Here is a 23,264-nt window from a genome sequence, read left to right on the forward strand (position 1 = left end):
CAAAGACGGCTATCGGCGGCGCGCAAGCGGCTGCAGGAAGACGCGCTCATAGCTCACGAACGGCGGATCGTCGGCGTAAAGCGCGTTCGCTGCCATCCCATCGGGATCCGCGGCCACATCGCTGCGATAGCGCAGATACGCCGCCTCGTCCGCAAAGGTGAAGAGCGCGACGGCGATGTCGCCGGCTCCGTCTTCGCCCACCCCCGGAAAACTGGCGCCGACGCCCTCAGGTTTTTCGCGCGGCACGAAATAGCCGTGATGCGTCCCGCCGTGCCGCTCGATCAGCGTCATCCAGGTTTGCGCATAGGCCTCGAATTCCGCCAGGCGGCCCGGTTTCAGCCGGTAACGGATCTCGCAAGTGACTGTTGCTTGCACCATGGCGGACCGATCTCCTGTCATCCGGTCTTCGCGGTCGACGATCGCGTTGATGAAGCGCGTCTTCTCAGCGGTGTAGCGATCGCCGTCATATCGATAGGCCTCGGCGAGGCGTGCCTTCAGCGCCGCGTAGGCCAAGGCGGTGTCCGCATGGCTGCGCAGATGGTCGCGGAAGACAAGACGCCGTCGATGGGTCTCGTTGTCCGGCGGGCAGAGATAGACGCGCCGCTTCGACTCGACCCCCTGCAGCATAAAGGCCCAGACATCGTCGTCGTACCGGTTGCCGCGCGCCTGGTAGCCGGCCGCAACGAGAAGCGCGCTGGCAGCCGCAATGTCGGGCAGCCCCCTCAAGGTCACATCGATATCGATGACGGCCTTTGCCGCCATGCCGGGAACGGCCGTGCTGCCGATATGATCGACGGCGATGACCAGCGCATCCAGGATGCGCCTGAGATCCTGCGCGATCTCCCGGTAGCGCTGCGGCCAGTTGGGATCATAGGCAACGATTTCCACCCGCGTCGCCATTCAAAGCCCCGCCTCGTTGTCGATGCCGCCCTCTCCCGGACGCGGCCCGCGAAGGCCGATACAATTGCCCCAGGGGTCGCGCACCTGGCACATCCACAGCCCCTCCTGGATCGCCATCGGCCCGCGATAGAGATGCGCGCCGAGCGCCTCGAAATGGGCGAGCGCCCGATCGACGTCCGCGACCGCCCAGTAGACGACGGAACCGGCAGCACCGCTCGCCACCTTCTCGTCGGCCTGGACGATCTCGAGATCGATGGTGCCGATCCGCAGATAGGAAAAATCAAAGGCGGCAAGAAACCGATGTTCAGCGTCAGGAAATGCGCGCTGATACCAGGCAAGACCCGCCTGCGTATCGGCCACATGCACCAGAATGGCCGCCACGCCGTCCGCCATCACCCCCTCCATCCGCCATCCGGATCGCCTTGATACAGGATTCGCGGCCGTCTCAGGTGGAAATCGCCGGAGCGGCCGCTTGGCCGCGCCCGTCCGCGCCGCCCCGCACCGCCTGCCAATCGCATTCGGCAAGCCCCGCCGGCTTGAACGGGTCAATCAGCGTGCCCGAGACGATCGAGGCGAGCAGCCCCTGCATCGGCGGGGTGCGCGCAACTGTGGCTACCAGCCTGTCGCGCAGCCAGGCGAGAACCGTCGAGTCCGACTGGTAGAAGGGCGTGAAGAGAAGCGACAGCAACTGGAACAGCGCGACGTGGTTGCGGCGTGCGGCGGCATAGGCGGCAAGTGCGGCATCGAGATCGCCAGCCGTCTCCAGCGCATGCGAAAGTGCTGCGACGTCGAGCAGCGCCATATTCGCCCCCTGCCCGAGCTGCGGGCTCGTCGAATGGGCGCTGTCGCCGACAAAGGCGATGCGGCCGGCGACCGGCGGGCGCATGGTGCGGTGCGCATAGCGCGCCAGCGTCAGTTGCTCCCAGTCACTGATCTGATCCAGCAACGGCGCACAATCCGGCCAGTAATCGAGAATGCGCGCCTTCCAGCGATCGAGCCCGGCCTGCCGTATCACGTCTGCGTCCGCTACCTTGAGGCTCCAGAAGAAGGCGACGCGGTCGCGCTCGCCCATCCGCGCGCGGCCCGCCGGAAGGATGCCGATCATCACCTTCGCCCGGTCGTAGCGCTGCACCAAAGCGTGCGCATCATGATTGAGGCCGTCGCTGTCGAGCGTCGCCCAGAAGGCGCCATAGGCAAGCTCGCGCACCTTGGGCGCGGCGGTCGAACCGGCTGCCAGCGCCGAGCGTGCGCCGCTTGCATCGATCACCAGATCATAGGCGCCCGCCTCATGCCCTTGCGCGTCCAGCATCACCGCCTTGCCGCCAGCCATGCGAACCTCGGTCAGCGTGACGCCGGTCTTGACCGGCAGCCCGGCCGCGGCCACGGCATCGTGAAGCGTATTGAAGAGGGCCGCGCGCTGCACCGCCAGCCCGAAGCGCCCACCGGCGAGCGCATCATAGCGCACGTCGAGCACGGTGCGCCCGGATCTGGCATCGGCGCCATAGAGCCGATCGATCCGGCTGCCGAGGACCAGCATCGGCTGCAACAGGCCGAGTGTGTTCAGGACCGTCAGCCCCGTCGGCTGCAGCATCAACCCGGAACCGACAGGTGAAGCTGCGTCGAACCGCTCGAGGATCTCCACCCGATGACCGCGCCGCGACAGCATCAGTGCCGCTGCCAGCCCCGCCGGGCCGGCGCCTGCTATGCCGATATGAAGTGTCTTCATGGTTCCCCGAGGTGATGCGGATGATCGGCGAAACTATAGGGAAAATCAAAGTGCTAGGGCAAGGTCACGCTACCGGGACACGACGTCGCGCGTGGCGCATGACGTTGCGTCATGCTGCAAAGGAGTGGCCGCGCCTCATCCGGCCTGCCGGCCATCCTCTCCCCGCAGGCGGGCGAAGTGGCACCCGCTCGTTCCATCGTCGCTCCCGCCAGTTGCGTCACCGTAGGAACGATCGGCGCGCCTTCGGTCTCATCTGACGGCTGCCCCACTCGGCAACGCTCCGACCGGGCGCGTCCCCTCTCCCCGTCTGCGGGGAGAGGGTTAGGGTGAGGGGCAAGCCCCACGAAACGATCACCGGACACGAAAATAGCAGGCGCGCCACAGCGCAACCAACCCGCGACTAAGGGGCATCATCGCCGCTACGAAACGCCCTACCCCTCCGCGTCATACACCTCGCGCGCGGCCCGAATGGCGCCGTGGTTTTCCACAGACCAGTCGACGAAGTGCTTGAGCAGGCCGAGCAGCGAGCGCCCGAGATCGGTCAGCGCATATTCGACGCTCGGCGGCTGTGTGGGGTAGACGGTGCGGTGGATGTAGCCGTCGCGCTGCAGGTCCCGCAGCGTCTGGGTCAACATGCGCTGGGAGATGTCGGGGATCAGCCGGCGGAGCTGCGAGAAGCGCAAGGGGCCGTCGGCGAGCGACAGGATCATCAGCGAGTTCCACTTGCCGCCGATATTGTCCATGACGTCGCGGACCGGGCAGTTTTCCATATCCATCGGCACGCCGCAGACGATCGCCACGCGCTTGCCCTTCATGTCCCCGGTCGGCTTGTTCATCGGCGGTACCCTTTTTGTAACCACAGCAGAAAAAACTGCCTCCTTTACAGCCCTACTGCGATTACGCGATAAGAGCAAGTCTCAAAAAGAGACCATGTGCCGAAGCATCTCCCAGGCAACGGCAGGAGGAGCCGGCGAGGCCTGCGCCGCGGCGTTCTGCGCGCGTTTCCGTCTCGGCCAAAACAGAAAAGGTAAAGACCATGTCCGATACATTGCTCGTCACCGGCGCAACCGGCCAACTCGGCAAGCTCGTGCTCGACCAGTTGCTTGCGTCCGGCATCGCACCGGCCCGGATCATCGCCACCAGCCGCGATACGGCGAAGCTCGCCGATTATATCGCCAGGGGTGTTCAGGCCCGCGTCGCCGATTTCGACGATCCCGCTTCGCTCGACCAGGCCTTTGCCGGCGCCGACCGGATCCTGATTATCTCTACCGACGCGCTGGACCAGCCCGGCAAGCGGCTGAAGCAACATCTGGCCGCCGTTGCGGCTGCGAAGAAGGCCGGCGCCAAGCACATCGTCTACACCTCGATGCCGAGCCCGGAAACCTCGGTCATTCCCTTCGCACCCGATCATCTCGGCACTGAAAACGCCATCAAGGCGACCGGCATTCCCTATACGATCCTGCGCAACGGCTGGTACATGGAGAACCTGTTCATGGCGCTGCCGCATGCTCTTGAGACCGGGCAATGGTATTCTTCTTCGGGCGAAGGCCGCCTCGCCCACATCGCCCGCGGTGATGCCGCCAAGGCCGCAGCCGCAGCCCTTGCCGCCTCCACAAGCGAGAGCCACACCTATACGCTGACGGGCGGCGAGCTGCGCTCGACGGACGAGATCGCAGCCCTCGTCGCCAAGGCGACCGGCAAGTCCCTCAACGTCGTGCACATCTCCGACGAGGCGCTCGCAGGCGGCCTGAAGAGCGCCGGCCTGCCGGACTTCCTGATCCCGATCGTCGTTTCCTTCGACGCCAACACCCGCGGGGGCCACATCGACATGGTGACGGGCGATGTCACCGCGCTGACCGGCGCGACGCCGGTGACGCTCGCCGCCTTTCTCGAAGCGAGCAAGGCGCGACTTGCCAGCTAAGCGGTAAGCCAGGCAGCGGGAGCCCGGCCGTTTGCGTCGGGCTCTCGAAACGACCTTTGCCATGCTGTCGGCACCGGGAGGGCACGAGCTGCCCGCCCTGCCGGCCAGACAATCTTCGCCATGGTCGTCACCGCCATTTGTTCTTGCTTTGTTCACGTTTTCGCTCTATGAATTCTCCTGGCTTCACCGCTTAAAAAAGGGGAAATCATGAGCGTTTATCTGACCGTCGGTGCATTGGATTCCGCCAGGTCCAATGCCTTCTACGATGCCACCCTGGCGACGATCGGCTGGAAGGCGCACACGGACTTTCCGGACTGGCGCGCCTATTCCGAAGGCGGAACCGGCAATGGTCCCGTGCTGTGGGTCTGCAAGCCCTTCAACAATGAACCGGCAAGCGCTGGAAATGGTTCGATGGTCGGCTTCATGGTCCAGTCCCGTCAGGACGTCGATGCCTTCTACCAGGCAGGCATGGCCAATGGCGGAACGGATGAGGGCGCCCCCAATCCGCGGCCGCATTATGGGCCGCACTGGTACGCGGCCTACATGCGCGATCCCTCCGGAAACAAGATTTCCGTCGTCTACAACGGTTAGCCCATCGCTGCCTTGGCGGGACACAGTAGCCGGGCATCCCAAGCACCGCGCTCGTCGGCATGGGAAGGCTGATGCCTGGCACGCGGGCTTGGCAGCTTTTGCCGTCGCCTACCGGAAGGCCTCCACCGGCGAAGCATCGGCCCTCAGCGCAAGCTCGGCCAGAACGAGCGCGCCGACACCGGCGAGAAAGAAGCCGGCCGAAAGGTTAAGTGTCGTGCCATCGTAGAAGGCGCCCACCGCGATCGAAAACACCGTCGCCACGAGGCTGGAGCCGGAGGCGATCAGCGATGCGCCGAGCCCGGCCACCTGCCCGAGCGAACGCATGGCCATGGCGTTGAGATTGCCGAACAGCACGCCGACCGCAAAGAAGGCGGCAAAACCGAGCACCAGCAGCACCGCAAGCGGCGGCCGCCCGCCCCAATAGAGCGATGCCGCAAGCATCGCCAGCCCTGCCGCGGCCAGGCCCACAAAACCCCGGTGCGCCATCGCCTCCGCGCCGAAGCGCTGCACGAGCTTGGCATTGAGGAACGAGGCAAGCCCGATGCCCGTCGCCAGCATGGCAAAATAGAGCGGGAAGGTCTCACCGATCCCGTAGGCGTCGAAGAAGAGGTCGGCCGCCGTGCTCAGATAGAGAAGCTGCGCGCCGAAGACGAGCCCGGTCGCGACGATCAGCAACGTCACCCGCCGATGCGACAGGATGCGCCGCCCGTTCGATACGAGCAGCCCCAGGCGAAAGGGAATGCGTTTGTCGGCCGGCAATGTTTCCGGCTGCCGCATCACCAGCCACAGGCCGAGAACGCCCGCCGCCGCGAGATAGACGGCAAAGATGCTGCGCCAGCCGGCTACAGTGATGATCCCCTGCGCCAGTGTCGGCGCCAGCATCGGCACCAGAATGAACAGCGTGAACATGAACGACATGACGCGGGCCATCGCGTCACCCTCGAACTGGTCGCGGATCATCGCCCTCGTCGCGATCTTCGGCCCGGAGACGCCGACACCCTGAAGAAACCGGCCGAGGATGACCATTTCGAGCGAGTTCGCCACCATGGCGATGACCGTTCCGAGCGCATAGACGCCAAGGCCCAGGACCAGCGCCCTCTTCCGCCCCATCGCATCGGAAAGCGGCCCGAGCAGCAGTTCGCCGAACGCCATGCCGAGAATGAACAGCGAAATCACATGCTGGGTGGAAAGCGGCGGCGCGACGCCGACGTCGGCGCCGATCTGGCGCAGACCCGGCAACAGCGCGTCGATGCTGATCGAGGTCAGCGATGTCAGAAGCGCATAGAGAACGATGCGCTCGCGAAAACTGGTCTGAATGATCATGGGCCGGAGATGGGCGAGAGGACGGGCTTACTCTATAGCAGCCCCCGTTGCAGATTGCATTGCGTTCGCGCCTGCGTTGCCCTGAGTATTTTCAGGATGTTACAGCGTCTCATTTGCCAGATGCGCGGCATCCGCCAGGCGGACGACGGCGCGATTCCTGAAAAAATCATCCTCGCGCAGATGAGTGATGCTTCCGGATTTCGCCGGGAAGCTCAAGAAACCGGCGGCCTCGATCGGAACCTTCATCCAGGCCGCCATCACCAGCGTCAGCGTGAAGCCGTGGGTAACGATGATCTGCGTCGGACAGGGCCTGGCGACGATCGCCTCGACGCAAGGGTAGACCCGAAGCGCCACGTCGCGGCGGGTTTCCGCGCCGTCGATACCGCAATCATGATCCAGCCGATTGTCGTCCGGCGCCGCGGTATAGCGCGCGTCGAGCCAGGCCTGCGGCCTGCCGCCGGCCACGCCATAGCTGATTTCGCGAAGAGCGGCGGTTTCCGTCACGGGCGCGGCAAGGCGCGCGGCGATCGCCGCCGCCGTTTCAGCGGTGCGCAAAAGGTCGGAGCTGAAGATCTCGACCTGCCTCCCGCCGACAAGGGTCGCAAGACGCTCGGCCGTGGCCGCCGCATCCTTTCGGCCGCGCTCGGTCAGGCCGGTATCGTACCAGCCGCCCACCCTGCCCTCGACATGGTGGACGGACTGCGTGTGGGTGACGACGAAGAGTTCCTTCATGGCGAAGGCGCCTCAGACCTCCTGCCCGCAGGCGCGACGGAAGCGGCGCACGGTCTCGGCCATGCCGTATTCCAGCGCATCGGCGGTCAGGCCGTGGCCGATCGACACTTCGGCAAGGTTCGGAATGTGCCTGGCAAGCAGTGGCAGGTTGGCGACCGTCAGGTCGTGGCCGGCATTGACGTCGAGACCGAGCTCGGCCGCCATCGCCGCCGTGCGGCCAAGCTCGCCGGCGATCTTCTCGGCCTTTTTCGGATCGTCATAGCAGCCGCCATAGGGGCCGGTGTAGAGTTCGATGCGGTCCGCACCCGTTTCCTTGGCGATGCGCAGCGCCTCCATGTCCTCGTCGCCATCGGCAAACAGCGAAACGCGAAAACCCTTCTTCTTCAGCCGGCCGACCACATGGCCGAGCAGATTGTGGTTCTTGCGGAAATCCCAACCGTGGTCGGAGGTCGCCTGCGCCGGATCGTCGGGCACCAGCGTCACCTGTTCCGGCCGGTGCGCTTCGACGAGACCGAGAAACTCCTCGTTCGGGTAGCCTTCCATGTTGAATTCCGTCTCCGGGAATGCGCCGTCGATCAGGTCGCGGATCGGCTGCAGGTCGGAAAAGCGGACATGGCGCTGATCCGGCCGGGGATGCACCGTCAGGCCGGCGGCGCCGGCTTCGAGCGCAATGCGCCCGAGTGCGGTGACGGAGGGCCAGGGTAGATCGCGCCGGTTGCGAAGCATTGCGACGGCATTCAGATTCACGGACAGTTTTGCAGGCATGTCTGAACTTTCCAGAGGCGGGGCCGCTCACGGCCCGATGCGGGCAATGTGGATGCAATGTTCTACTGCATATTTAACGAAAGCAGAAACGGTTTGAGGTCGGGATTATGCAGCAATTCCAAGGAGTACCAATGCAATATCCGCGTCAATGGCGCGCAGTGCGTTTGCCCGCCTTGTCTTGATCAAATCTTGACAATCGATCTCTCTAATATGCAGGAAAGCTCAATCACAGGAACGAGACCTTCGGGCCGCCGGCACGCCGGCACCGGGCGAGCGAGCACCGCTACGATCTGTCACAGGGATTGAGGACGCAATTTTTACGTTTATTTCAGAAAAAACTCAAATTTGGCGTCTATCACCCCTGACAACCACTTCTTTTGGCCTTAAATTTCCGAATCAGATCGAATGGCCCTGGCCTACGCCGCGATCGCCTTCATAGATTTTTAGATCACATGACCCTGGAGCAAGCACCGATGACGACGGTCGAAAGACCCTGCGATGAGACGATACGGCGGACGCTCCGTCGCATCCTCGAAAGCAAGGCTTTCGCGCGCTCCGAGCGCTTGCGGGCGTTCCTCGCCTATGTCGTCGAAAAGGAGATGATCGGCGAAGGCCATCAGCTCAAGGGGTACTCGATCGCCATCGACGTCTTCGACCGGCCACAGGCCTTCAACGCCGACAGCGACCCGCTGGTGCGCGTGCATGCCGGCAAGCTGCGCAAGCTGCTCAAGGCCTTCTACGAGGGCGACGGCGCCGACGAGGATTGGCGCATTGCCATTCCCAAGGGAACCTACGTTCCGGAATACCGCCACGCGCGGACGGAAGTGGCCGAAACTGCCGCCCCCGCGCCGCGTCAACCGAAGCCGGCCAAGCGGCGCTTTGCCGGGCATCGCCCCGCCTGGCCGCCAGCCCCGCTCTCCTCGCCGCTCTCCGTTCTGAGCGTCCTGCCGCTGTTGCTCTTTGCACCGATGCCGTCGCAGGAAATGACGCTGGACCTCGACGCCCAGGCCAAGCTCTTCAACGCCCGCCACGCAACCGAGCGGGTGCTGCCCGCCGTTACCGTGAAGCTCAGCGGCGCCGAAAACAGCGATGCTAAGGCCTTCGCCACGGCGCTGCGGCTTGCCGCCCAGCGTCACAAGACGCTGGCGCGCGCCACCGATGGCGACACCGGCCGCCCCGTTTCGCGCAACTCCGCCCTCTCCTTCACCGTGCAGGTGACCTGGTACGACGCACCGGCCCAGGGCATTCGCGTCACCCTCTCCCATGACGGCGAAAACGTGCCGATGCGCCAGGACTTCATCACCTGGAAGCGGCTCGAGACCGAGCCTGACCTGCTTTTCGAGAGCATGTCGCTCGCCGCCGAACTGTTTTCGCTCGATGGCGAGATCTATAATCACGCCCGCGAAGAGCAGATCGAAAGCCCGCTGATGGGCTGCATGGCCGCCACCCAGCGCTATCGCAAGCACCTCACCCGCGACACCTTCGAGACCGCCTGGTCCTGCCAGCAGAAACTCTCGCCGCTGCGCGGCGACGAGCCGCTGTTCATCCTCAGCGCCAACAGCCCGCTCAAGGTCATCGGACACTGAGCCTGCCCGGCGGGGCGGGCAAAGGCCGGTCCGCATGAAGCGGCTGCGACCCCCGGTCCGCCACATTCGCCTGCCATACTGGGACTGGTCATATTAGCGATTCGCGTATACGGTACACGCATGCGTTGGGAATGGGTGCCTGGGTGCTCGTCAGGCAAGCATCGCTGTCCTGAGTAAACCGTGCCTTGCGCGCGGAGGTGCCCCAACCGAGCAGCAGGTATTGTCGTTGACGATCAACGAGTGCCTCACCGCGCGGATCCGTCCGCACCTTTGAGACCCGGCGATCGCCACCGCTTCCGGACGCGGATTGCGCGCGCCCCTGGGTCGGTCTCGATTCAGGAAATTGCAGAAACAGCGCGTCGAAAGACGCGCAGGCTGTAGACCGGGGACCTTCGACATGCCGCGAGACCACTGGAAATTCGAGGGCGTGCTGGCCGCGCCCGATCGTGTCGGCTTTCTGCCCGACCTGCCGCTTCCCCACCACGACCCCACGACGCCGCTGGCGATCGCCGACATGGCCGACGCTTTCGGCGTCACCCATCGCACGCTGCACTTCTACGAGGAGAAGGGGCTCCTGACCGCCGCCCGCATGGGTCCGATGCGGGTCTACAACGAAGATCACATTCGCCGCATGGCCGTCATCAACGCCTGCCGCGAGATCGACATGCCGATCTCGACCATCCTGGAACTGCTGACCGGACTTGCGGGCACCGAGGAGCAGGCCGAAGCCGACAAGCTGTTTCGCGACGCCCTGCTTGCACGACGGCGTGAGCTTGCCGCCCAGCAGGCAAACCTGCGCCGGCAGATGCAGCGCATCACCGAGCTGCTCGAAACCACCGACGGAGGCGAAGCCACCGATGAGGACGGCCATGTCCATCTCTCGCCGATCGAAAGCGAGTGCCTGACCTTCATGGCCGACGGCTATCCGGCGGCGCGCATCGCCGGGCTAATGGATATGGACGTGGCGGCAGCGCTTACCCTTGAAGCCGGCATCATCCGCAAGTTCGGCGCCAACAACCGCTTCCAGGCGATCGCCAAGGCGGTGCTTTCAGGCATGATCTCGCCGGAATAGCGAGAACACGGCAGCCGCCCCCGATGCCTTGCCGTCCGCATCCTCGTGCGTGAAGAGGACGAGGTCGCGTTGCGCCTCGCCTAGGTCACGACGCTCTGCTGCAGCCCCTGCCCGCAGGCCTGCCACAGTAAGGCGCGCCGAACAGTTTGCAGGTCCACGCGGCACAATTCTCTTGAACGGCAGACATTGCGGTGTCGCCATTATCCCGCACGTGTTACGAGGGCGCCTGAACAAATACGGACGAGAGACCCCGATGCTTCCCTGGATAGAGCTGGACCGCGCAACCATTCCCGGTGACGGCGACGAGCTGCGCCTGAAGCAGCGCGGGCAGGAATTCTCGATCATGCTCGGCTCGAACGAGCTGATGAACAGCCGGTTGAGCGGCTCGGAAGAAGCGCTGGCGACACTCGCCCATGAGCGCATCGCCGGCGGCAAGAACCTGAGCATGCTGATCGGCGGCCTGGGCATGGGCTTTACCTTGCGCGCGGCCCTTGCCGTGCTGCCAGGCGATGCCCGCGTGACCGTCGCCGAACTGGTTCCGGCCGTCGTCGACTGGGCGCGCGGCCCCATGGCCGATCTGCACAAAGGCACACTCGACGATCCCCGCGTCGATATCCATGTCGGCGATGTTGGCGCGCTGATCCGCTCGAAGAAGGCCGCCTACGACGCCATCCTGCTCGATGTCGACAATGGTCCGGATGGCCTGACGCGTCCCTCCAACGACAGCCTCTACAGCCACACCGGCCTTCGCGCCGCGCAAGCCGCCCTTCGGGTTGGCGGCGTGCTTTCCGTCTGGTCGTCAGCACCCGACAGCGCCTTCACCCGCCGCCTGCGCGAAGTCGGCTTTGCCGCCGACGAGGTGAACGTGCGCGCCAACGGCAAACGCGGCGGCGCCCGCCATATGATTTGGATGGCAACGAAGCGGTAACAGCTCAAGACGGCTGCACCTCAGATCTTGCGGAAGGCGCGGCTCGATATCGAGATCGGATTGCCTGATGGGTCCTTCGCATTGGCGAACTGATAGCCATCGGCCTGATGGATGGCCCCGAATACCAGCCCTTCCTGAGCGCACCCTCGGCTGAAGGCTTCGACATCCTTGACATCGAATACCAGCTTGATGAGGGATTGGCCTTTCCGCGCGCCCTTGGCGGTCGGATGGACCATCAGGCTGGCGCCACCGTCTTGCGGGATCAGCTCGACGATCCGGTCGCCCGCCTCGCGCGATGCCTGAAAGCCGAAGTGTTTTTCGTAGAAGCGAACGGTCGCTTCCACGTCATGCGCGTAAAGGATGATCCTGTTGATCGGCAACGACGTCCCTTCCCTCAGGTCGCGCCCGGCTCAATCACTCAACGAACGATGGTCAGCCGCTCCGCAGCGCGAGTAATCGCGGTATAGAGCCAGCGCTCGCGGGTATCGCGGAAGGCCCAGCTTTCGTCGAACAGCACGACATTGTTCCACTGCGAGCCCTGCGCCTTGTGCACCGTCAGCGCGTAGCCGTAGTCGAACTCGTCGTAGCGCTTGCGCGTCGTCCAGGGGATCTCGCCCTCGACATCCTCGAAGGCCGCCTTCAACAGCTTGATCTTGGCGGCACCGCGATCCATGTCGTCGTCTTCGGGCCGGATCATCAGGTTGATGCCCGGCTTCACCGTTTCCTTCGACGAGCTCATCACCTGCCACAGCGAGCCGTTGAGCAGGCCCTTGGCCGGGTCGTTCCGGAGGCACACGAGCTTGTCGCCCGATTGCGGATACTCGCTGGTGAACCCTTTCAGTTCGCGCAGGCGCTGGTTGTAGCGCCGGCGGGTCTTGTTGGTGCCGACCAGCACCTGGTCGGCTTCGAGCACCAGTTCCTGGTTCACCTGGGAGCGACCGATCACATGCGTGGTGCCATAGTCGCCATGCATGATTTCCTTGCCTTCGCGCACCTGCATGGCGAGCTGGATGATCGGATTGTCGCGTGCCTGGCGGTGAATGTCCGTCAGCAGGTAGTCCGGCTCCTGATTGGTGAAATAGCCGCCGCCCGTAACCGGCGGCAGCTGGCCGGGGTCTCCCAGCACCAGGATCGGCGTGCCGAAGCTCATCAGGTCCTTGCCGAGTGCCTCGTCCACCATCGAGCATTCGTCGACGATGATCAGCGCCGCCTTGGCGACCGGGCTCTGGCGGTTGATCGCAAACATCGGCGCGATCGAGGTCTTGCCGGTTTCCTCGTCAGAAACCTCCTCTTCGCCGCGCGGCCGGTAGATCAGCGAGTGAATGGTCTTGGCGTTGCTCGCGCCCTTGGAGCGCAGCACCTGCGCCGCCTTGCCGGTAAAGGCGGCAAACAGCACGTCGCCATCGACATGCTCGGCAAAATGCCGGGCCAGCGTCGTCTTGCCGGTACCGGCATAGCCGAACAGCCTAAAGAGCGGCGAGCGGCCCTCTTTCAGCCATTGCGAAACGGCCTTCAGGGCCTCGTCCTGTTGCGGTGCGAATTGCATGAGGCTGAGTGTCAGGATTCGGGCCGCACACGCAAGCCCGGAATTGCGGCCCCACCGGAGGACCAGGAGCCGCCAGCTTCTCGAGCGTCACCGCCGCGCGCAAAATTACCCCGTAAAATCAAGGCCGCGCCTCGTGACGGTTCCTTCCGGCGCGGCTTACGCCCGGTGGAATTTGTTCACGTTTTTTTCTCATTTCGCCTCCTGCCCGCACGGTGCTCGCATTGCCCGCTGTCGATCCTGTGGCACTTTCTTGCTCTGCCCCTTGAATGCAACGCCGCATTGTTGCTAACGAGCGTGACGTGATGGCGCCCGCGCTTCTGCTGGCGAAGACCATCGCTCGAAGCCCGTCAAGGCCGGCCCCGGTGGCCGTTCCCGCCTTTCCGGGCCATGCCGGAGAGTGCCCGTGAAAACCGACAAGCCAGCTGCGCCGCCCGCCCCGGACAAGGTCGGCATCGGACGGTTCGCGCCCTGGCTGCAATGGAGCCTGCTGCTTGCGGTCTCCATCGTCCTTGCCTCGTTTTTCGAATTCATCGGCCTTCCGGCCGGGCTGCTCATGGGCCCGATGCTGGCCGCCGTGCTCGTCGGCATGAATGGTGGCACGATACGCCTGCCGCGCCAGCTGTTCTTCTGCGTGCAGTTCATCCTGGCAATGATGATTGCCGGTGCCATGACGCCGGGCATGCTCGCCACCTTCTCCGGCAACTGGCCGCTGTTTCTCGCCGTCATCCTCTCGGTCATCGCCGTCAGCACGCTCTGCGGCTGGGTCATCACCCGCATGCGCATCCTGCCGGGCACAACCGCGATCTGGGGATCGTCGGCAGGCGCCGCCTCGACCATGCTGCTGATGGCTGACGCCTATGGGGCCGATGCACGCCTCGTCGCCTTCATGCAGTATCTGCGCGTGATCTTCGTCGCCAGCACCGCGACCGTGGTCGCGCATATGTGGGTCACCGGCGCCGAAGCCGAGCAGACCACCCACTGGTTCGCACCGATCGACGGCCTGCTTTTCCTCGAGACAATCGCCGTCGGGCTTGGCGCAGCGCTCGCCGGCCGCTTCCTGCGCGTGCCCGCCGGTGCCTTCCTGCTGCCCTTCCTTCTCGGCGCCGTGCTGAACGTCTCAGGCGTCATGACCACCGCGCTGCCGCAATGGCTGCTGGCGATCTGTTTTGCCATGCTCGGCTGGAACATCGGCCTCGGCTTCACCCGCCAGATCCTCATCCATGCCCGCCGCGCGCTGGTGCCGACGATCATCTCGATCGTCGTGCTGATCTCGTTCTCCGGCCTGCTTGCCCTGCTTTTGATCAAGGTGGTCGGCATCGATCCGCTGACCGCCTATCTCGCCACCAGCCCCGGCGGCCTCGACTCGATCGCCGTCATTGCCGCCTCGAGCAATGTCGACCTCTCCTTCGTCATGGCCCTGCAGACCGCCCGCCTGCTGATCATCACCATGATCGGGCCGGCGCTCGCCCGCTTCGTCGCCGACCGGGCTTGACGATGTTGGCCCGGCACGTTTCCAATGCGCTGCCGGGAGAACGCTCGTGAAGACGCTCAGAATCTATGGACCTCCGGAAGCCGCGCTTCCCTTCGACCTGCGCGACATCCTGCAGCGCCTCGCACCCCGCACACTGAGAGCGTCGTGGAGAGTTTCCGCCGTCGACGCAGGTTATCAATGGTTCGATGCCACCGGCCCCGGCGGCGACGTTCTGGAGAGTTGGGCCCAGTCCGGGAGCATGATCGAGGGCCGGCACCTGGCCGCCGCTGTGCAAGACGTTCTCCAGATCATCTGGGGAGAGTTTACCGGTTTCCTGCCCGGCACCCCGAACAGCCCCTGGATCGTCATTCGCGCCATCGACAGCACGTTTTACGAAATCACCACGGACGACGAGACGGTTCTCCAACGGGTGGAGACCGGTTTCCAGGGCGCTCGCCGTTCTGATGCCCCGTGGAAACCGGCCGACTAGCACCATCGGCCGCTCCCTCACGAAAGCGTCTGCAATCCTCAGGCGCTTTCCGCCGATCGCGCAGCGAAGCGCGCCATCACGGTGGAGACCGCCTCCTTGGTGAGCCGCACGCGCGGCAGTTCGGCCGATTGTTCATGGACCAGCAACCAGAGATCCGGGGCCAATGGCGGCGCCTCCGGCAGCAGCGGCGTGAATCCTGCCGCCTCGGCCGCAAAGGCAGGAAGCACGGCAAAGCCGAGCCCGTTTTTCACCGCCGCCATCTGCGCGCCGAGCGAGGAGAAGCGCATCGCCGGCTGCAGGCCGGGGCATAGGGTTTCCAGCCAGGCGACCATAATCAGGTAGCTCAGCTCCTCGCTCCAGCCGACCAGCCGGTGGCGGTAGAGGTCGGCAGGTGCGCTCGGCATGCCGTGACGCGCGATGTAGCCAGGCATCGCATAAAGGCCGAAGGCGAGTTGGCCGAGCCTGCGCTGGCGATAGTTGCCCTGCTGCGGCCGCACCAGGCGCAGAACGATGTCGGCCTCTTCGCCGGCAAGCCGCACCGGGCGCACGCTCGAATGCATCTCCAGGCGGATTTCCGGATGCTCCAGCAGGAAACCGACGAGGCCCGGCAACAGGACCTCCTGTCCCAACAGTTCAGGCACGTCGATGCGCACCGGGCCGGCAAGGTCGTTGTCCTTCTCCCGCGCCGTCCGCTCGAAGACCCGCATCTGCGCCTCGGCCCGCTCGGCCGGCGCCAAAAGCGCCTCGCCCGCCGGCGTCAGGTCGTAACCGTCGCGGTGCGGCCGGAAAAGCCTGACCTGCAACGCCGCCTCCAGCACCTCGATCCGGCGTGACACGGTCGATGCGCTGACACCAAGCCTGACGGAGGCCGCAGTCAGCGAGCGCGCATTGGCAACGGCCAGAAAGAATTTGAGATCGTTCCAGTCCATATTGTTTTCCATTTTTGGAAATCAGAATTGCGGAATGGTTTCTCGACCGAAGCCAGGAAATCAAGCAGTTTCTTCTGAAACCCGGAGAGAAACCAGCATGACGCCCAACATCGATACCGTTCGATTTTCCGAATTTGGCGAGCCGTCGGTGCTCGCCTTCAAGGCCGAGACGCTGGGCGAGCCCGGGCGCGGCGAAATCCAGATCCGCCATCTCGCCATCGGCGTGAACTACATCGACATTTATCACCGCCGGGGTTCGGCACCCCTGCCCCTGCCGAGCGGGATCGGCGTCGAAGGCGTCGGCGTGATCACCGCGCTTGGCGAAGGCGTCGAAGGCTTTTCGATTGGCGCACGCGTCGCCTATGTGGGCGGCCCGCCCGGCGCTTATGCCACCCACCGCAACCTGCCCGCCGCCCGGGCGCTGGCGCTGCCGGAGGAACTGGACAGCCGAGAGGTCGCAGCCCTCGTCTTCAAGGGACTGACCGTCGAATACCTGATCCGTCGCTGCATCGAGGTGAAGCCCGGCGACACGGTGCTCTTCCATGCGGCGGCCGGCGGTGTCGGCTCGATTGCCTGCCAGTGGCTGAGCCACATCGGCGCGACTGTCATCGGCACCGTCAGCTCCACAGAGAAAGCCGAAATCGCCCGGGCCAATGGCTGCCATCATGTCATCCTCTACAGCCAGGAGGATTTCCGGGTCCGCGTCGGCGAAATCACCGGCGGCAAGGGTGTCGGCGTCGTCTATGATTCCGTTGGCGCCGACACCTTCGCCAGGTCGCTCGACTGCCTGCGCCCGCGCGGCACGCTGGTTTCCTTCGGCGCCTCCTCCGGTCCGGTTCCCCCGCTCGACGTCGCCTCGCTCTCGGCCAAGGGCTCGCTCTATGTCACTCGTCCCTCGATCGCCCACTACACTGCCGAGCGAGGCGAGTACGAAGCGGCGGCGCGAGAGTTGTTCGGCGCCATGCAGGCAGGTGTCGTTCGTGCCCCAGCCATCACCACCTATCCGCTTCACGACGCCCGCAGGGCTCACGAAGACCTGGAGGCCCGGCGGACGACCGGATCCGTGGTCCTGCTGCCCTGAACGGCTGTCGCCTCCAACTGGTCAGCGCCCTATTCCCCCTCTCGTCGGCCGCGCGATGAACGTCGCGTGGCCGGATGCGTCCTGTGGCCGACCTGCAAGAACCGAACCGAAACTTCCGCCAGTTCTCCGGGAATAAATCCTGTGCTTGCCGTGTCTTACGGTTGGATCTGCACCATGCGGCTCCCGCGGAAACGGGACGAGGAGGCTTTTCGCCCGTTTCCGGACAGGAAAACCATCTTGAGGAAGGACAACTGCCATGAGAACGTTTCCACTGACGATCGCCATGCTGCTTGCGGCCAGCGTTACGGCTTTCGCCGCGCCGCCGGTCAAGGAAGTCGAGACCGCCAAGGGCAAGGTGCTGGCCGGAGAAAACGGCATGACGCTCTACACCTACAAGGACGATCATGGCGGCGTGTCCATGTGCTACGATGATTGCGCCAAGAACTGGCCGCCCTTCTTCGCGGAAGCCAGCGCCAAGGCAGATGGTGCCTATACGGTCGTCGAGCGCAAGGACGGCAAGAAGCAATGGGCCAAGGACGGTATGCCGCTCTACTTCTTCATCAAGGACAAGAAGATGGGTGACATGACCGGCGACGGCATGAAGAAGGGCGAATGGAATGTCGCCAAGCCGTAACGGCGGCAACGAGGATGCGGGGGCACCCCCCGCCTCCGACCGGTTCGAAGAGGATGTGCTGGCCCTGGTGCCGGCACTGCGGCGCTATGCCCGCAGCCTGGTGCGCTCGGACCCGGATAGCGAGGACCTGTTGCAGGATTGCGTGGAGAAGGTGCTTTCGCGCCGCGCGCAGTGGCGCGGCGTGAACCTGCGCGCCTGGGCCTTCACCATCATGACCAATCTCGGCCGCAACCGGCACCGCTATGTGGCGATGCACCCGCAGGTGGCGCTGGACGAGGACCTGGGCCTTGAGGCCGAGACCCACGAGAGCGACCCGCTGGAGCGCTCGCGGCTCGAACGGGCGCTGAACGGGCTTTCCACGGAGAACCGCTCGGTGCTGATGCTCGTGGTGATCGAAGGATACCGCTACCAGGACGTGGCCGAGATGATGGCCATACCGATCGGCACCGTGATGTCGCGCCTGTCGCGCGCGCGGCGCCAGCTTGCAGAAGCCATGAAGGACGACAATGTGATCAGCATGCGGAGACCGAAATGACGGAAGGCCACAACACCGTCTCCGAAGACGACCTGCACGCCTATGTCGACGGCGCCCTTGGCCCGCGCGAGCGGTTGCGGATCGAGCAATGGCTCGAGCAAAACCCCACGCAGGCCGAAGAGGTCCGGCAATGGCGGGCGCAGGCGGTCGAGTTGCGCGCGCTCTTTGCCGGCTATGCCCGCAGCGACGCCGATGACCGGGCTCTGCTTCTGAGCAACGGCAGCGAACGCCCGCAACCGGATCCCGGCAAGGACACCCGATCGTTTGCCAGCATCGCCCGCGCCGTCGCCGCCGGCCTGGTGCTCTTTGCGGCCGGCGGCCTCACCGGCCTTTACGCGCCCTCCTTGCTCGCACCCGAGCAAAGCCCCCGGCCGACGCAGACGGCCGACAGCCTGCCGCGCCAAGCGCAATCGGCCTTCCTGGTCTATGCCAGCGAAGTGCGCCATGCCGTCGAGGTCGGCGCCGACGACCAGACCCATCTCGCGACCTGGCTTGGCAAGCGCCTCGATCATCCGCTCTCGATCCCTGATCTCTCCTCGCTCGGCTTCTCGCTGGTCGGCGGCCGGCTGCTGCCGGTCAACGGCAAGGCAGGCGCGATGTTCATGTATGAGGATGGCACCGGCCGACGGCTGACGGTGCTGCTCGGCCGCAACGACGACAACCGCGAAACCAGCTTCCGCATCGACGAGAACGACGGCGTCGAGACCTTCTACTGGATCGACGGCCCGCTCGGCTACGCCGTCACCGGCGAGGTGCCGCGCGATCTGCTGCAGCAGGTGGCGGATGAATGCTACCGGCAGTTCGAAAAGAGCGAGGCGACGAAGAGCTGAGGGGGAACCCGGTCAACGCCGATCAGGCTTTGTCGGCAAGGTATTTCAAAGAGTTACAGTCGAGCCCGCACATTCGTCTCACCCTGCGTGACCCGAGACGCCCTGCGCTCAAAATCGCCGGGACGCTCACAATTTTCGGGATGCATCAGGTGCCGGCGCCCTTCGCCACGAGATAGGCCGAGAACATGTCGGCCATCGCATCCGCATAGGCCTCGATCTCCGCATCGCTGCGCGCCGTTCCCGAAAAATCCTTCCCCACCGTCGTCATCGTCGTCATGATCAGGTCACCGGCAAGTTCCCTGAGGTCGGTGGGTGCGTTCGGAAGAAGCTCGATCATGAACTGGTCGATGAGCGGATCGTTGGCCTCCTTGGCTTCCCGGGCTTCGGGCGCATCGCGATAAAGGGGTGCCGCGTCGCCCAGGGCAACCCGAACGGCCGCTTCCTCGCATTCCGAGCGCAGGAAGGCGTGAACCAGCGACCGCAGCCGATCGAGCGGCGGCCGCGACCCGTCACTGAGGATCGTCGCCAGCAGCCCCGACGTCTGCCGCCATTCGTCGCTTTGCAGGCGGAACAGGATCGCGCCCTTGTTGGGAAAATACTGGTACAGCGACCCGACGCTGACGCCCGCCCGTTCCGCGACGCGGGCAGTGGTAAATCGCTGCGCTCCCTCCTCCTCCAAAACCTGAACAGCAGCCTGGAGAATGGCCTTCACCAGCTCGTTCGAACGCGCCTGCTTGGGCGCTTTTCGTGAAGAAATACGGGCACTTGATCTGTTGGGCATTGGCACCGTCCGCAATGCGATTAGCGAATGCGACGAATTATTCGTATTTTCCTCGTGAACGCAAGCCCATCGAAAACGAAGGAACATCCGATGACCACGCTCACCAGCCAGCCTCTCAAGGGCCTTCTCGACCGCCTGTTCGACGAGGCCGATGCCGCGACCAGCCCCGCAGTCGCGCAACTGCCCGCAAGCGAACGCGAACGATTGCTGCACAGCAAGACCGAATATCTGCAGCTCTACGGGCTCTTGAAGGATCTGTGGCTTCCGGTTTCGCGTGAGACCGGCAACCTCCTCTACATGCTCGCCTGCGCAAGCCGCGCCCGCCGGATCGTCGAGTTCGGAACGTCCTTCGGCATTTCGACGCTCTTTCTCGCAGCGGCGCTGCGCGACAACGGCGGCGGCGAGCTGATCACCAGCGAATTCGAACCGGCGAAGGTGGCGCGGTCCGGACAGAACCTCACGGCAGCCGGTCTCGAGGATCTCGTCGAGATCCGGCAGGGTGACGCGCTGACGACTTTCACCGACCTTCCCGACGCGATCGATCTGGTGCTGCTCGACGGGGCAAAACCGATCTATCTCGACGTCTTCAAGCTGATCGAGCCTCGCCTGCGTCCAGGCGCCCTGATCATCGCCGACGACGCCGACAGTTGCCCGGAATATCTCGACTACATCCGTTCGGCCCCCGGCACCTACCTGTCGACACCGTTTGCCGAGGACATCGAAGTGACGATGCGCCTCGCCTGATCGGCGCCATCGTTTCGGTTGAGCGCCGGCGCTTACGCCCACGCAAGGGCACCACATCAAGGAGAACTGCAATGCATGTATTCGTAACGGGCGCGACCGGCTGGGTCGGGTCGGCCGTGGTCAAAGACCTGATCGCGGCGGGGCACAGGGTGTCCGGCCTGGCGCGCTCCAGGGAAAAGGCCGCAACCCTCGCCGCAACCGGGGCTTCGGTCGTCGAAGGCGGGCTTGAGTCCGCGGCGATCCTGCAGCGGGCCGCAGGGCAAGCCGATGCCGTCATTCACACGGCCTTCAGGCATGACTTCGTCCACGGCCCGCTCGACCAGGACTTTTCCAGTTTCCTGGAAAGTGCGGCCGAGGATCAGCGCGTCATCGCGCTTCTGGGTGAGGGTCTCGCCGGATCGGATCGGCCGCTACTCGTAACCTCGGGTCTCGCCGGGCTGCCGCTCGGTGCCACGGAAACCGATCGGCCCAATGCCGCCGTGCCGCGCAAATCCGAAGCCGCTGCCCGTGCCCTTTCCGAGCGCGGCATTCGGGCGGCAACGGTCCGGCTCGCGCCTTCGGTTCACGGCCTGGGTGATTATGGCTTCGTCCCGATCCTCGTGCGTCTTGCGCGCCAGACGGGCGTTTCGGCGTATCTGGATGATGGCGCCAATTGTTGGTCGGGCGTCTACCGGGATGATGCAGCACGGGTCTATCGGCTTGCGCTCGAAAGCGGCACGAGCGAGGACGTCTACCACGCCGTGGCGGACGAAAAGATCCCGTTCCGACAGATCGCCGAGATCATCGGCCGAAATCTCGGCCTGCCGGTCGAAGCCCGCCCGCCCGCGCATTTCGGCTGGTTTGCCGGCATGGCCGGCGGCAACATGGCCGCGTCCAGCGCCCGGACGCGAGCCTTGCTCGGGTGGAAACCTGTTGGGCCTGACCTGCTCACCGATCTGGATCAGGCAACCTACTACGGCACCTGACAAACACGTCCCTGCCGATGACGTCTCGGCAGTTCCCGCGCCGCGACAGTGTCCGTGCACGACTGCAGCCACCGAATGCCACATATTCCAAACTGCTTGTTTACGGTTGCAGGGAGCGTAATCTCAATTCATCCAGTCTGGGCCAGAGCGTGGCAACTTTGGCTGTGGCCGACTAGAGAGCAACTTTGGGGGTCTGGGCAATGTTCACGCTTCTCGCTGTCGTCGCGCGGGTCGAATTGGCGCGCGCCTTTTTTATCCTTTCCGCCCTAGGTCTTGCAGGCCTTTCGCCCGGCAACTCTCGGGCCCAGGAGCAGACACCCGGCTACCGCGCCTGGACTGGCGATTTCGACGGCATGCAGCAACGCCGCCTGATCCGCATTCTCGTCCCCTTCAGCAAGACGATCTACTTCATCGACCGCGGCGAGCAATTGGGCACAGCGGTGGAGACCGGCAATGCGCTCGCAGAGGAACTCAACAAGGACCAGAAAAAGGAGATCGACAGGATCAAGGTCGTCTATGTGCCAACCAGCCGGGATCTGTTGCTTCCGGCCCTTGTCGAGGGACGCGGCGACATCGTTGCCGCCAACCTGACGATCACGTCCTCGCGCAAGGAGGTCGTCGACTTTACCGATCCGCTGGCAACGGGCGTCAACGAAATACTAGTGACGGGTCCGTCGGCCCAGTCGATCGCAACGCTTGACGACCTCGGCGGAAAGACGGTGTTTGCGCGGCAGAGCAGCAGCTACTTCGAACACCTCGGCGCGCTGAACGCCCGCCTGAAGGCATCCGGCAATACCGGGATCGATATCCGGCCGATCGACGAAAACCTGGAAGACGAGGACCTGATGGAGATGGTCAATGCTGGCCTTCTTCCCTGGTGCGTCGTCGATGATCACAAGGCGCGCATATGGGCAACCGTGTTCGATCGCGTCGTTCTGCATGAGGATATCGCCATTGCTGCGGAAGGCGAGATCGCTTGGGCCATCCGCAGGGACAGCCCGAAGCTCGCGGCCACCTTGAATGCCTTCATCAAGACCCACAAGGTCGGTACCGCCTTCGGCAACGTTCTGAAGAAGCGCTATTACCAGAGCGAGAAGATGGTGCGTGCCGCCTACGAGCGCTCCGAGCTTGAAAAGTATCGCACCCTGCGTGGCTTCTTCGAGACACACGCCACCACCTACGACTTCAACATGCTGCTGCTTGCCGCGCAGGGCTATCAGGAATCGCAACTCGACCAGAGCAAGCGCAGCCCGCGCGGCGCCGTTGGCATCATGCAATTGCTGCCGACAACGGCCGCCGACAAGTCGGTCGGCATTAACGGCGTAGAAAAGGATCCGAACCGCAACATCGAAGCCGGCGCCAAATACATGCGCTATCTGATCACCACCTATCTCAATGAGCCGGGCCTCGATCCCGTCAACCGGACATTGCTTGCTTTCGCCGCCTACAATGCCGGCCCCGGAAACCTGCGCAAGATCCGCCGTATCACCAATGAAATGGGGCTCGATCCGAACATCTGGTTCGGCAATGTCGAGAACGGGGCGGCGAAGGTGATCGGCCGCGAGACCGTGCAGTATGTCGGCAACATCTACAAATATTATGTCGCCTACTCACTCTTCACCGATCTGGAAGCCCGCAGGGCCGAGAGCGCCGCACAGTCACCGCAATGATGCGATGCCTTTGCAGCGCACCGAGTTGCCATATGATGGAACCG

The 23,264-nt window shown here is 64.4% G+C and carries 25 protein-coding genes; 14 read left to right on the plus strand and 11 right to left on the minus strand.

All coding sequences use genetic code 11. The features are described from left to right. Window positions 1–9: 9 nt before the first annotated feature. The 4 genes from AC3WVQ_RS10825 to AC3WVQ_RS10840 all read right to left on the minus strand — a co-directional run bounded on the left by AC3WVQ_RS10825 (window position 10) and on the right by AC3WVQ_RS10840 (window position 3,462). Window positions 10–900: a GrpB family protein gene (locus tag AC3WVQ_RS10825; RefSeq protein ID WP_090294243.1), complete on the minus strand. Its 891-nt coding sequence runs from the start codon at window positions 898–900 to the stop codon at window positions 10–12. Then, window positions 901–1,293 carry a VOC family protein gene (locus AC3WVQ_RS10830; RefSeq protein ID WP_090294244.1) on the minus strand — a complete coding sequence of 131 codons (393 nt, stop codon included), beginning with the start codon at window positions 1,291–1,293 and terminating at the stop codon, window positions 901–903. It abuts the gene before it with no gap. A 52-nt stretch (window positions 1,294–1,345) separates the two neighbouring features. Further along, window positions 1,346–2,626 (minus strand): FAD-dependent oxidoreductase, encoded by a 1,281-nt coding sequence (locus AC3WVQ_RS10835; protein ID WP_492382718.1) that lies wholly within the window; start codon window positions 2,624–2,626, stop codon window positions 1,346–1,348. A 431-nt stretch (window positions 2,627–3,057) separates the two neighbouring features. After that, a complete protein-coding gene (locus tag AC3WVQ_RS10840; RefSeq protein WP_060605391.1) occupies window positions 3,058–3,462 on the minus strand; it encodes a winged helix-turn-helix transcriptional regulator in 405 nt (134 codons plus the stop codon). Between the two features lie 200 nt (window positions 3,463–3,662). Between AC3WVQ_RS10840 and AC3WVQ_RS10845 the strand changes: the two genes are divergently transcribed. Both AC3WVQ_RS10845 and AC3WVQ_RS10850 read left to right on the plus strand, forming a co-directional pair. Further along, window positions 3,663–4,547 (plus strand): SDR family oxidoreductase, encoded by an 885-nt coding sequence (locus AC3WVQ_RS10845; protein WP_060516005.1) that lies wholly within the window; start codon window positions 3,663–3,665, stop codon window positions 4,545–4,547. A 207-nt stretch (window positions 4,548–4,754) separates the two neighbouring features. Next, window positions 4,755–5,138: a VOC family protein gene (locus AC3WVQ_RS10850; RefSeq protein ID WP_034792755.1), complete on the plus strand. Its 384-nt coding sequence runs from the start codon at window positions 4,755–4,757 to the stop codon at window positions 5,136–5,138. A gap of 108 nt (window positions 5,139–5,246) precedes the next feature. Here AC3WVQ_RS10850 and AC3WVQ_RS10855 read toward each other — a convergent pair whose 3' ends face one another. The 3 genes from AC3WVQ_RS10855 to AC3WVQ_RS10865 form a co-directional block, all read right to left on the minus strand. Further along, window positions 5,247–6,461, minus strand: coding sequence for a multidrug effflux MFS transporter (locus tag AC3WVQ_RS10855; RefSeq protein WP_090294248.1), 1,215 nt, complete (start codon window positions 6,459–6,461; stop codon window positions 5,247–5,249). Window positions 6,462–6,560: 99 nt separating this feature from the next. Continuing rightward, entirely contained in the window at window positions 6,561–7,193 is a 633-nt protein-coding gene (locus AC3WVQ_RS10860) for a histidine phosphatase family protein (protein ID WP_090294249.1), read from the minus strand. Window positions 7,194–7,205: 12 nt separating this feature from the next. Further along, on the minus strand, window positions 7,206–7,958 hold the full coding sequence (locus tag AC3WVQ_RS10865; RefSeq protein WP_492382719.1) for a pyridoxine 5'-phosphate synthase: 753 nt from the start codon (window positions 7,956–7,958) through the stop codon (window positions 7,206–7,208). Window positions 7,959–8,431: 473 nt separating this feature from the next. On the opposite strand from AC3WVQ_RS10865, the gene AC3WVQ_RS10870 reads away from it, so the two are divergent. The 3 genes from AC3WVQ_RS10870 to AC3WVQ_RS10880 all read left to right on the plus strand — a co-directional run bounded on the left by AC3WVQ_RS10870 (window position 8,432) and on the right by AC3WVQ_RS10880 (window position 11,544). Beyond that, a complete protein-coding gene (locus AC3WVQ_RS10870) occupies window positions 8,432–9,544 on the plus strand; it encodes a hypothetical protein (protein WP_034792748.1) in 1,113 nt (370 codons plus the stop codon). Between the two features lie 397 nt (window positions 9,545–9,941). Continuing rightward, window positions 9,942–10,616, plus strand: coding sequence for a MerR family transcriptional regulator (locus AC3WVQ_RS10875; RefSeq protein ID WP_034792747.1), 675 nt, complete (start codon window positions 9,942–9,944; stop codon window positions 10,614–10,616). A gap of 253 nt (window positions 10,617–10,869) precedes the next feature. Further along, on the plus strand, window positions 10,870–11,544 hold the full coding sequence (locus AC3WVQ_RS10880; RefSeq protein WP_060605403.1) for a spermine/spermidine synthase domain-containing protein: 675 nt from the start codon (window positions 10,870–10,872) through the stop codon (window positions 11,542–11,544). Between the two features lie 20 nt (window positions 11,545–11,564). Here AC3WVQ_RS10880 and AC3WVQ_RS10885 read toward each other — a convergent pair whose 3' ends face one another. Next, complete coding sequence (locus tag AC3WVQ_RS10885) at window positions 11,565–11,924, minus strand: VOC family protein (RefSeq protein WP_090294251.1); 360 nt, start codon at window positions 11,922–11,924, stop codon at window positions 11,565–11,567. A 38-nt stretch (window positions 11,925–11,962) separates the two neighbouring features. After that, complete coding sequence (locus AC3WVQ_RS10890) at window positions 11,963–13,090, minus strand: ATP-dependent DNA helicase (protein ID WP_034792744.1); 1,128 nt, start codon at window positions 13,088–13,090, stop codon at window positions 11,963–11,965. 451 nt (window positions 13,091–13,541) lie between these two features. Here AC3WVQ_RS10890 and AC3WVQ_RS10895 point away from each other — a divergent pair, with 451 nt between their 5' ends. Together AC3WVQ_RS10895 and AC3WVQ_RS10900 are read left to right on the plus strand one after the other, a co-directional pair. After that, window positions 13,542–14,582 carry an AbrB family transcriptional regulator gene (locus tag AC3WVQ_RS10895; protein WP_371273166.1) on the plus strand — a complete coding sequence of 347 codons (1,041 nt, stop codon included), beginning with the start codon at window positions 13,542–13,544 and terminating at the stop codon, window positions 14,580–14,582. 46 nt (window positions 14,583–14,628) lie between these two features. Next, window positions 14,629–15,051, plus strand: coding sequence for a hypothetical protein (locus tag AC3WVQ_RS10900; RefSeq protein ID WP_090294255.1), 423 nt, complete (start codon window positions 14,629–14,631; stop codon window positions 15,049–15,051). A gap of 38 nt (window positions 15,052–15,089) precedes the next feature. On the opposite strand, the gene AC3WVQ_RS10905 is transcribed toward AC3WVQ_RS10900, so the two are convergent. After that, the gene (locus AC3WVQ_RS10905) at window positions 15,090–15,980 is read right to left on the minus strand and encodes a LysR family transcriptional regulator (RefSeq protein ID WP_090294257.1); all 891 of its coding nucleotides are present in this window, start codon (window positions 15,978–15,980) and stop codon (window positions 15,090–15,092) included. A gap of 97 nt (window positions 15,981–16,077) precedes the next feature. Between AC3WVQ_RS10905 and AC3WVQ_RS10910 the strand changes: the two genes are divergently transcribed. The 4 genes from AC3WVQ_RS10910 to AC3WVQ_RS10925 all read left to right on the plus strand — a co-directional run bounded on the left by AC3WVQ_RS10910 (window position 16,078) and on the right by AC3WVQ_RS10925 (window position 19,060). Next, window positions 16,078–17,061, plus strand: coding sequence for a quinone oxidoreductase family protein (locus tag AC3WVQ_RS10910; RefSeq protein WP_090294258.1), 984 nt, complete (start codon window positions 16,078–16,080; stop codon window positions 17,059–17,061). 256 nt (window positions 17,062–17,317) lie between these two features. Next, the gene (locus AC3WVQ_RS10915) at window positions 17,318–17,695 is read left to right on the plus strand and encodes a COG4315 family predicted lipoprotein (RefSeq protein ID WP_034792736.1); all 378 of its coding nucleotides are present in this window, start codon (window positions 17,318–17,320) and stop codon (window positions 17,693–17,695) included. Next, complete coding sequence (locus AC3WVQ_RS10920; protein ID WP_090294260.1) at window positions 17,679–18,230, plus strand: RNA polymerase sigma factor; 552 nt, start codon at window positions 17,679–17,681, stop codon at window positions 18,228–18,230. Before AC3WVQ_RS10915 ends, AC3WVQ_RS10920 begins: the two co-directional genes overlap by 17 nt. Further along, entirely contained in the window at window positions 18,227–19,060 is an 834-nt protein-coding gene (locus AC3WVQ_RS10925) for an anti-sigma factor family protein (RefSeq protein ID WP_090294262.1), read from the plus strand. The genes AC3WVQ_RS10920 and AC3WVQ_RS10925 overlap by 4 nt, the downstream gene beginning before the upstream one ends. Window positions 19,061–19,205: 145 nt before the next feature. Here AC3WVQ_RS10925 and AC3WVQ_RS10930 read toward each other — a convergent pair whose 3' ends face one another. Continuing rightward, on the minus strand, window positions 19,206–19,841 hold the full coding sequence (locus tag AC3WVQ_RS10930; protein ID WP_492382720.1) for a TetR/AcrR family transcriptional regulator: 636 nt from the start codon (window positions 19,839–19,841) through the stop codon (window positions 19,206–19,208). Window positions 19,842–19,931: 90 nt separating this feature from the next. Here AC3WVQ_RS10930 and AC3WVQ_RS10935 point away from each other — a divergent pair, with 90 nt between their 5' ends. The 3 genes from AC3WVQ_RS10935 (at window position 19,932) to AC3WVQ_RS10945 (ending at window position 23,220) form a co-directional block, all read left to right on the plus strand. Then, on the plus strand, window positions 19,932–20,585 hold the full coding sequence (locus tag AC3WVQ_RS10935; RefSeq protein ID WP_060515991.1) for an O-methyltransferase: 654 nt from the start codon (window positions 19,932–19,934) through the stop codon (window positions 20,583–20,585). 71 nt (window positions 20,586–20,656) lie between these two features. After that, window positions 20,657–21,550: an SDR family oxidoreductase gene (locus AC3WVQ_RS10940; protein ID WP_090294264.1), complete on the plus strand. Its 894-nt coding sequence runs from the start codon at window positions 20,657–20,659 to the stop codon at window positions 21,548–21,550. A gap of 200 nt (window positions 21,551–21,750) precedes the next feature. Continuing rightward, complete coding sequence (locus AC3WVQ_RS10945; protein ID WP_060515989.1) at window positions 21,751–23,220, plus strand: MltF family protein; 1,470 nt, start codon at window positions 21,751–21,753, stop codon at window positions 23,218–23,220. Window positions 23,221–23,264: the final 44 nt, after the last annotated feature.

Source organism: Ensifer sp. EB106-05-01-XG146, assembly GCF_058791875.1.

What these genes read in the sequence shown, in the direction of transcription:
- AC3WVQ_RS10855 (WP_090294248.1), bottom strand. Translation starts at nt 6,461, where the DNA reads ATGATCATTCAGACCAGTTTTCGCGAGCGCATCGTTCTCTATGCGCTT.
- AC3WVQ_RS10875 (WP_034792747.1), top strand. Translation starts at nt 9,942, where the DNA reads ATGCCGCGAGACCACTGGAAATTCGAGGGCGTGCTGGCCGCGCCCGAT.
- AC3WVQ_RS10935 (WP_060515991.1), top strand. Translation starts at nt 19,932, where the DNA reads ATGACCACGCTCACCAGCCAGCCTCTCAAGGGCCTTCTCGACCGCCTG.
- AC3WVQ_RS10890 (WP_034792744.1), bottom strand. Translation starts at nt 13,090, where the DNA reads ATGCAATTCGCACCGCAACAGGACGAGGCCCTGAAGGCCGTTTCGCAA.
- AC3WVQ_RS10945 (WP_060515989.1), top strand. Translation starts at nt 21,751, where the DNA reads ATGTTCACGCTTCTCGCTGTCGTCGCGCGGGTCGAATTGGCGCGCGCC.
- AC3WVQ_RS10920 (WP_090294260.1), top strand. Translation starts at nt 17,679, where the DNA reads ATGTCGCCAAGCCGTAACGGCGGCAACGAGGATGCGGGGGCACCCCCC.
- AC3WVQ_RS10830 (WP_090294244.1), bottom strand. Translation starts at nt 1,293, where the DNA reads ATGGCGGACGGCGTGGCGGCCATTCTGGTGCATGTGGCCGATACGCAG.
- AC3WVQ_RS10870 (WP_034792748.1), top strand. Translation starts at nt 8,432, where the DNA reads ATGACGACGGTCGAAAGACCCTGCGATGAGACGATACGGCGGACGCTC.
- AC3WVQ_RS10940 (WP_090294264.1), top strand. Translation starts at nt 20,657, where the DNA reads ATGCATGTATTCGTAACGGGCGCGACCGGCTGGGTCGGGTCGGCCGTG.
- AC3WVQ_RS10850 (WP_034792755.1), top strand. Translation starts at nt 4,755, where the DNA reads ATGAGCGTTTATCTGACCGTCGGTGCATTGGATTCCGCCAGGTCCAAT.
- AC3WVQ_RS10845 (WP_060516005.1), top strand. Translation starts at nt 3,663, where the DNA reads ATGTCCGATACATTGCTCGTCACCGGCGCAACCGGCCAACTCGGCAAG.
- AC3WVQ_RS10880 (WP_060605403.1), top strand. Translation starts at nt 10,870, where the DNA reads ATGCTTCCCTGGATAGAGCTGGACCGCGCAACCATTCCCGGTGACGGC.
- AC3WVQ_RS10840 (WP_060605391.1), bottom strand. Translation starts at nt 3,462, where the DNA reads ATGAACAAGCCGACCGGGGACATGAAGGGCAAGCGCGTGGCGATCGTC.
- AC3WVQ_RS10835 (WP_492382718.1), bottom strand. Translation starts at nt 2,626, where the DNA reads ATGAAGACACTTCATATCGGCATAGCAGGCGCCGGCCCGGCGGGGCTG.
- AC3WVQ_RS10865 (WP_492382719.1), bottom strand. Translation starts at nt 7,958, where the DNA reads ATGCCTGCAAAACTGTCCGTGAATCTGAATGCCGTCGCAATGCTTCGC.
- AC3WVQ_RS10925 (WP_090294262.1), top strand. Translation starts at nt 18,227, where the DNA reads ATGACGGAAGGCCACAACACCGTCTCCGAAGACGACCTGCACGCCTAT.
- AC3WVQ_RS10930 (WP_492382720.1), bottom strand. Translation starts at nt 19,841, where the DNA reads ATGCCCAACAGATCAAGTGCCCGTATTTCTTCACGAAAAGCGCCCAAG.
- AC3WVQ_RS10915 (WP_034792736.1), top strand. Translation starts at nt 17,318, where the DNA reads ATGAGAACGTTTCCACTGACGATCGCCATGCTGCTTGCGGCCAGCGTT.
- AC3WVQ_RS10825 (WP_090294243.1), bottom strand. Translation starts at nt 900, where the DNA reads ATGGCGACGCGGGTGGAAATCGTTGCCTATGATCCCAACTGGCCGCAG.
- AC3WVQ_RS10860 (WP_090294249.1), bottom strand. Translation starts at nt 7,193, where the DNA reads ATGAAGGAACTCTTCGTCGTCACCCACACGCAGTCCGTCCACCATGTC.
- AC3WVQ_RS10910 (WP_090294258.1), top strand. Translation starts at nt 16,078, where the DNA reads ATGACGCCCAACATCGATACCGTTCGATTTTCCGAATTTGGCGAGCCG.
- AC3WVQ_RS10905 (WP_090294257.1), bottom strand. Translation starts at nt 15,980, where the DNA reads ATGGACTGGAACGATCTCAAATTCTTTCTGGCCGTTGCCAATGCGCGC.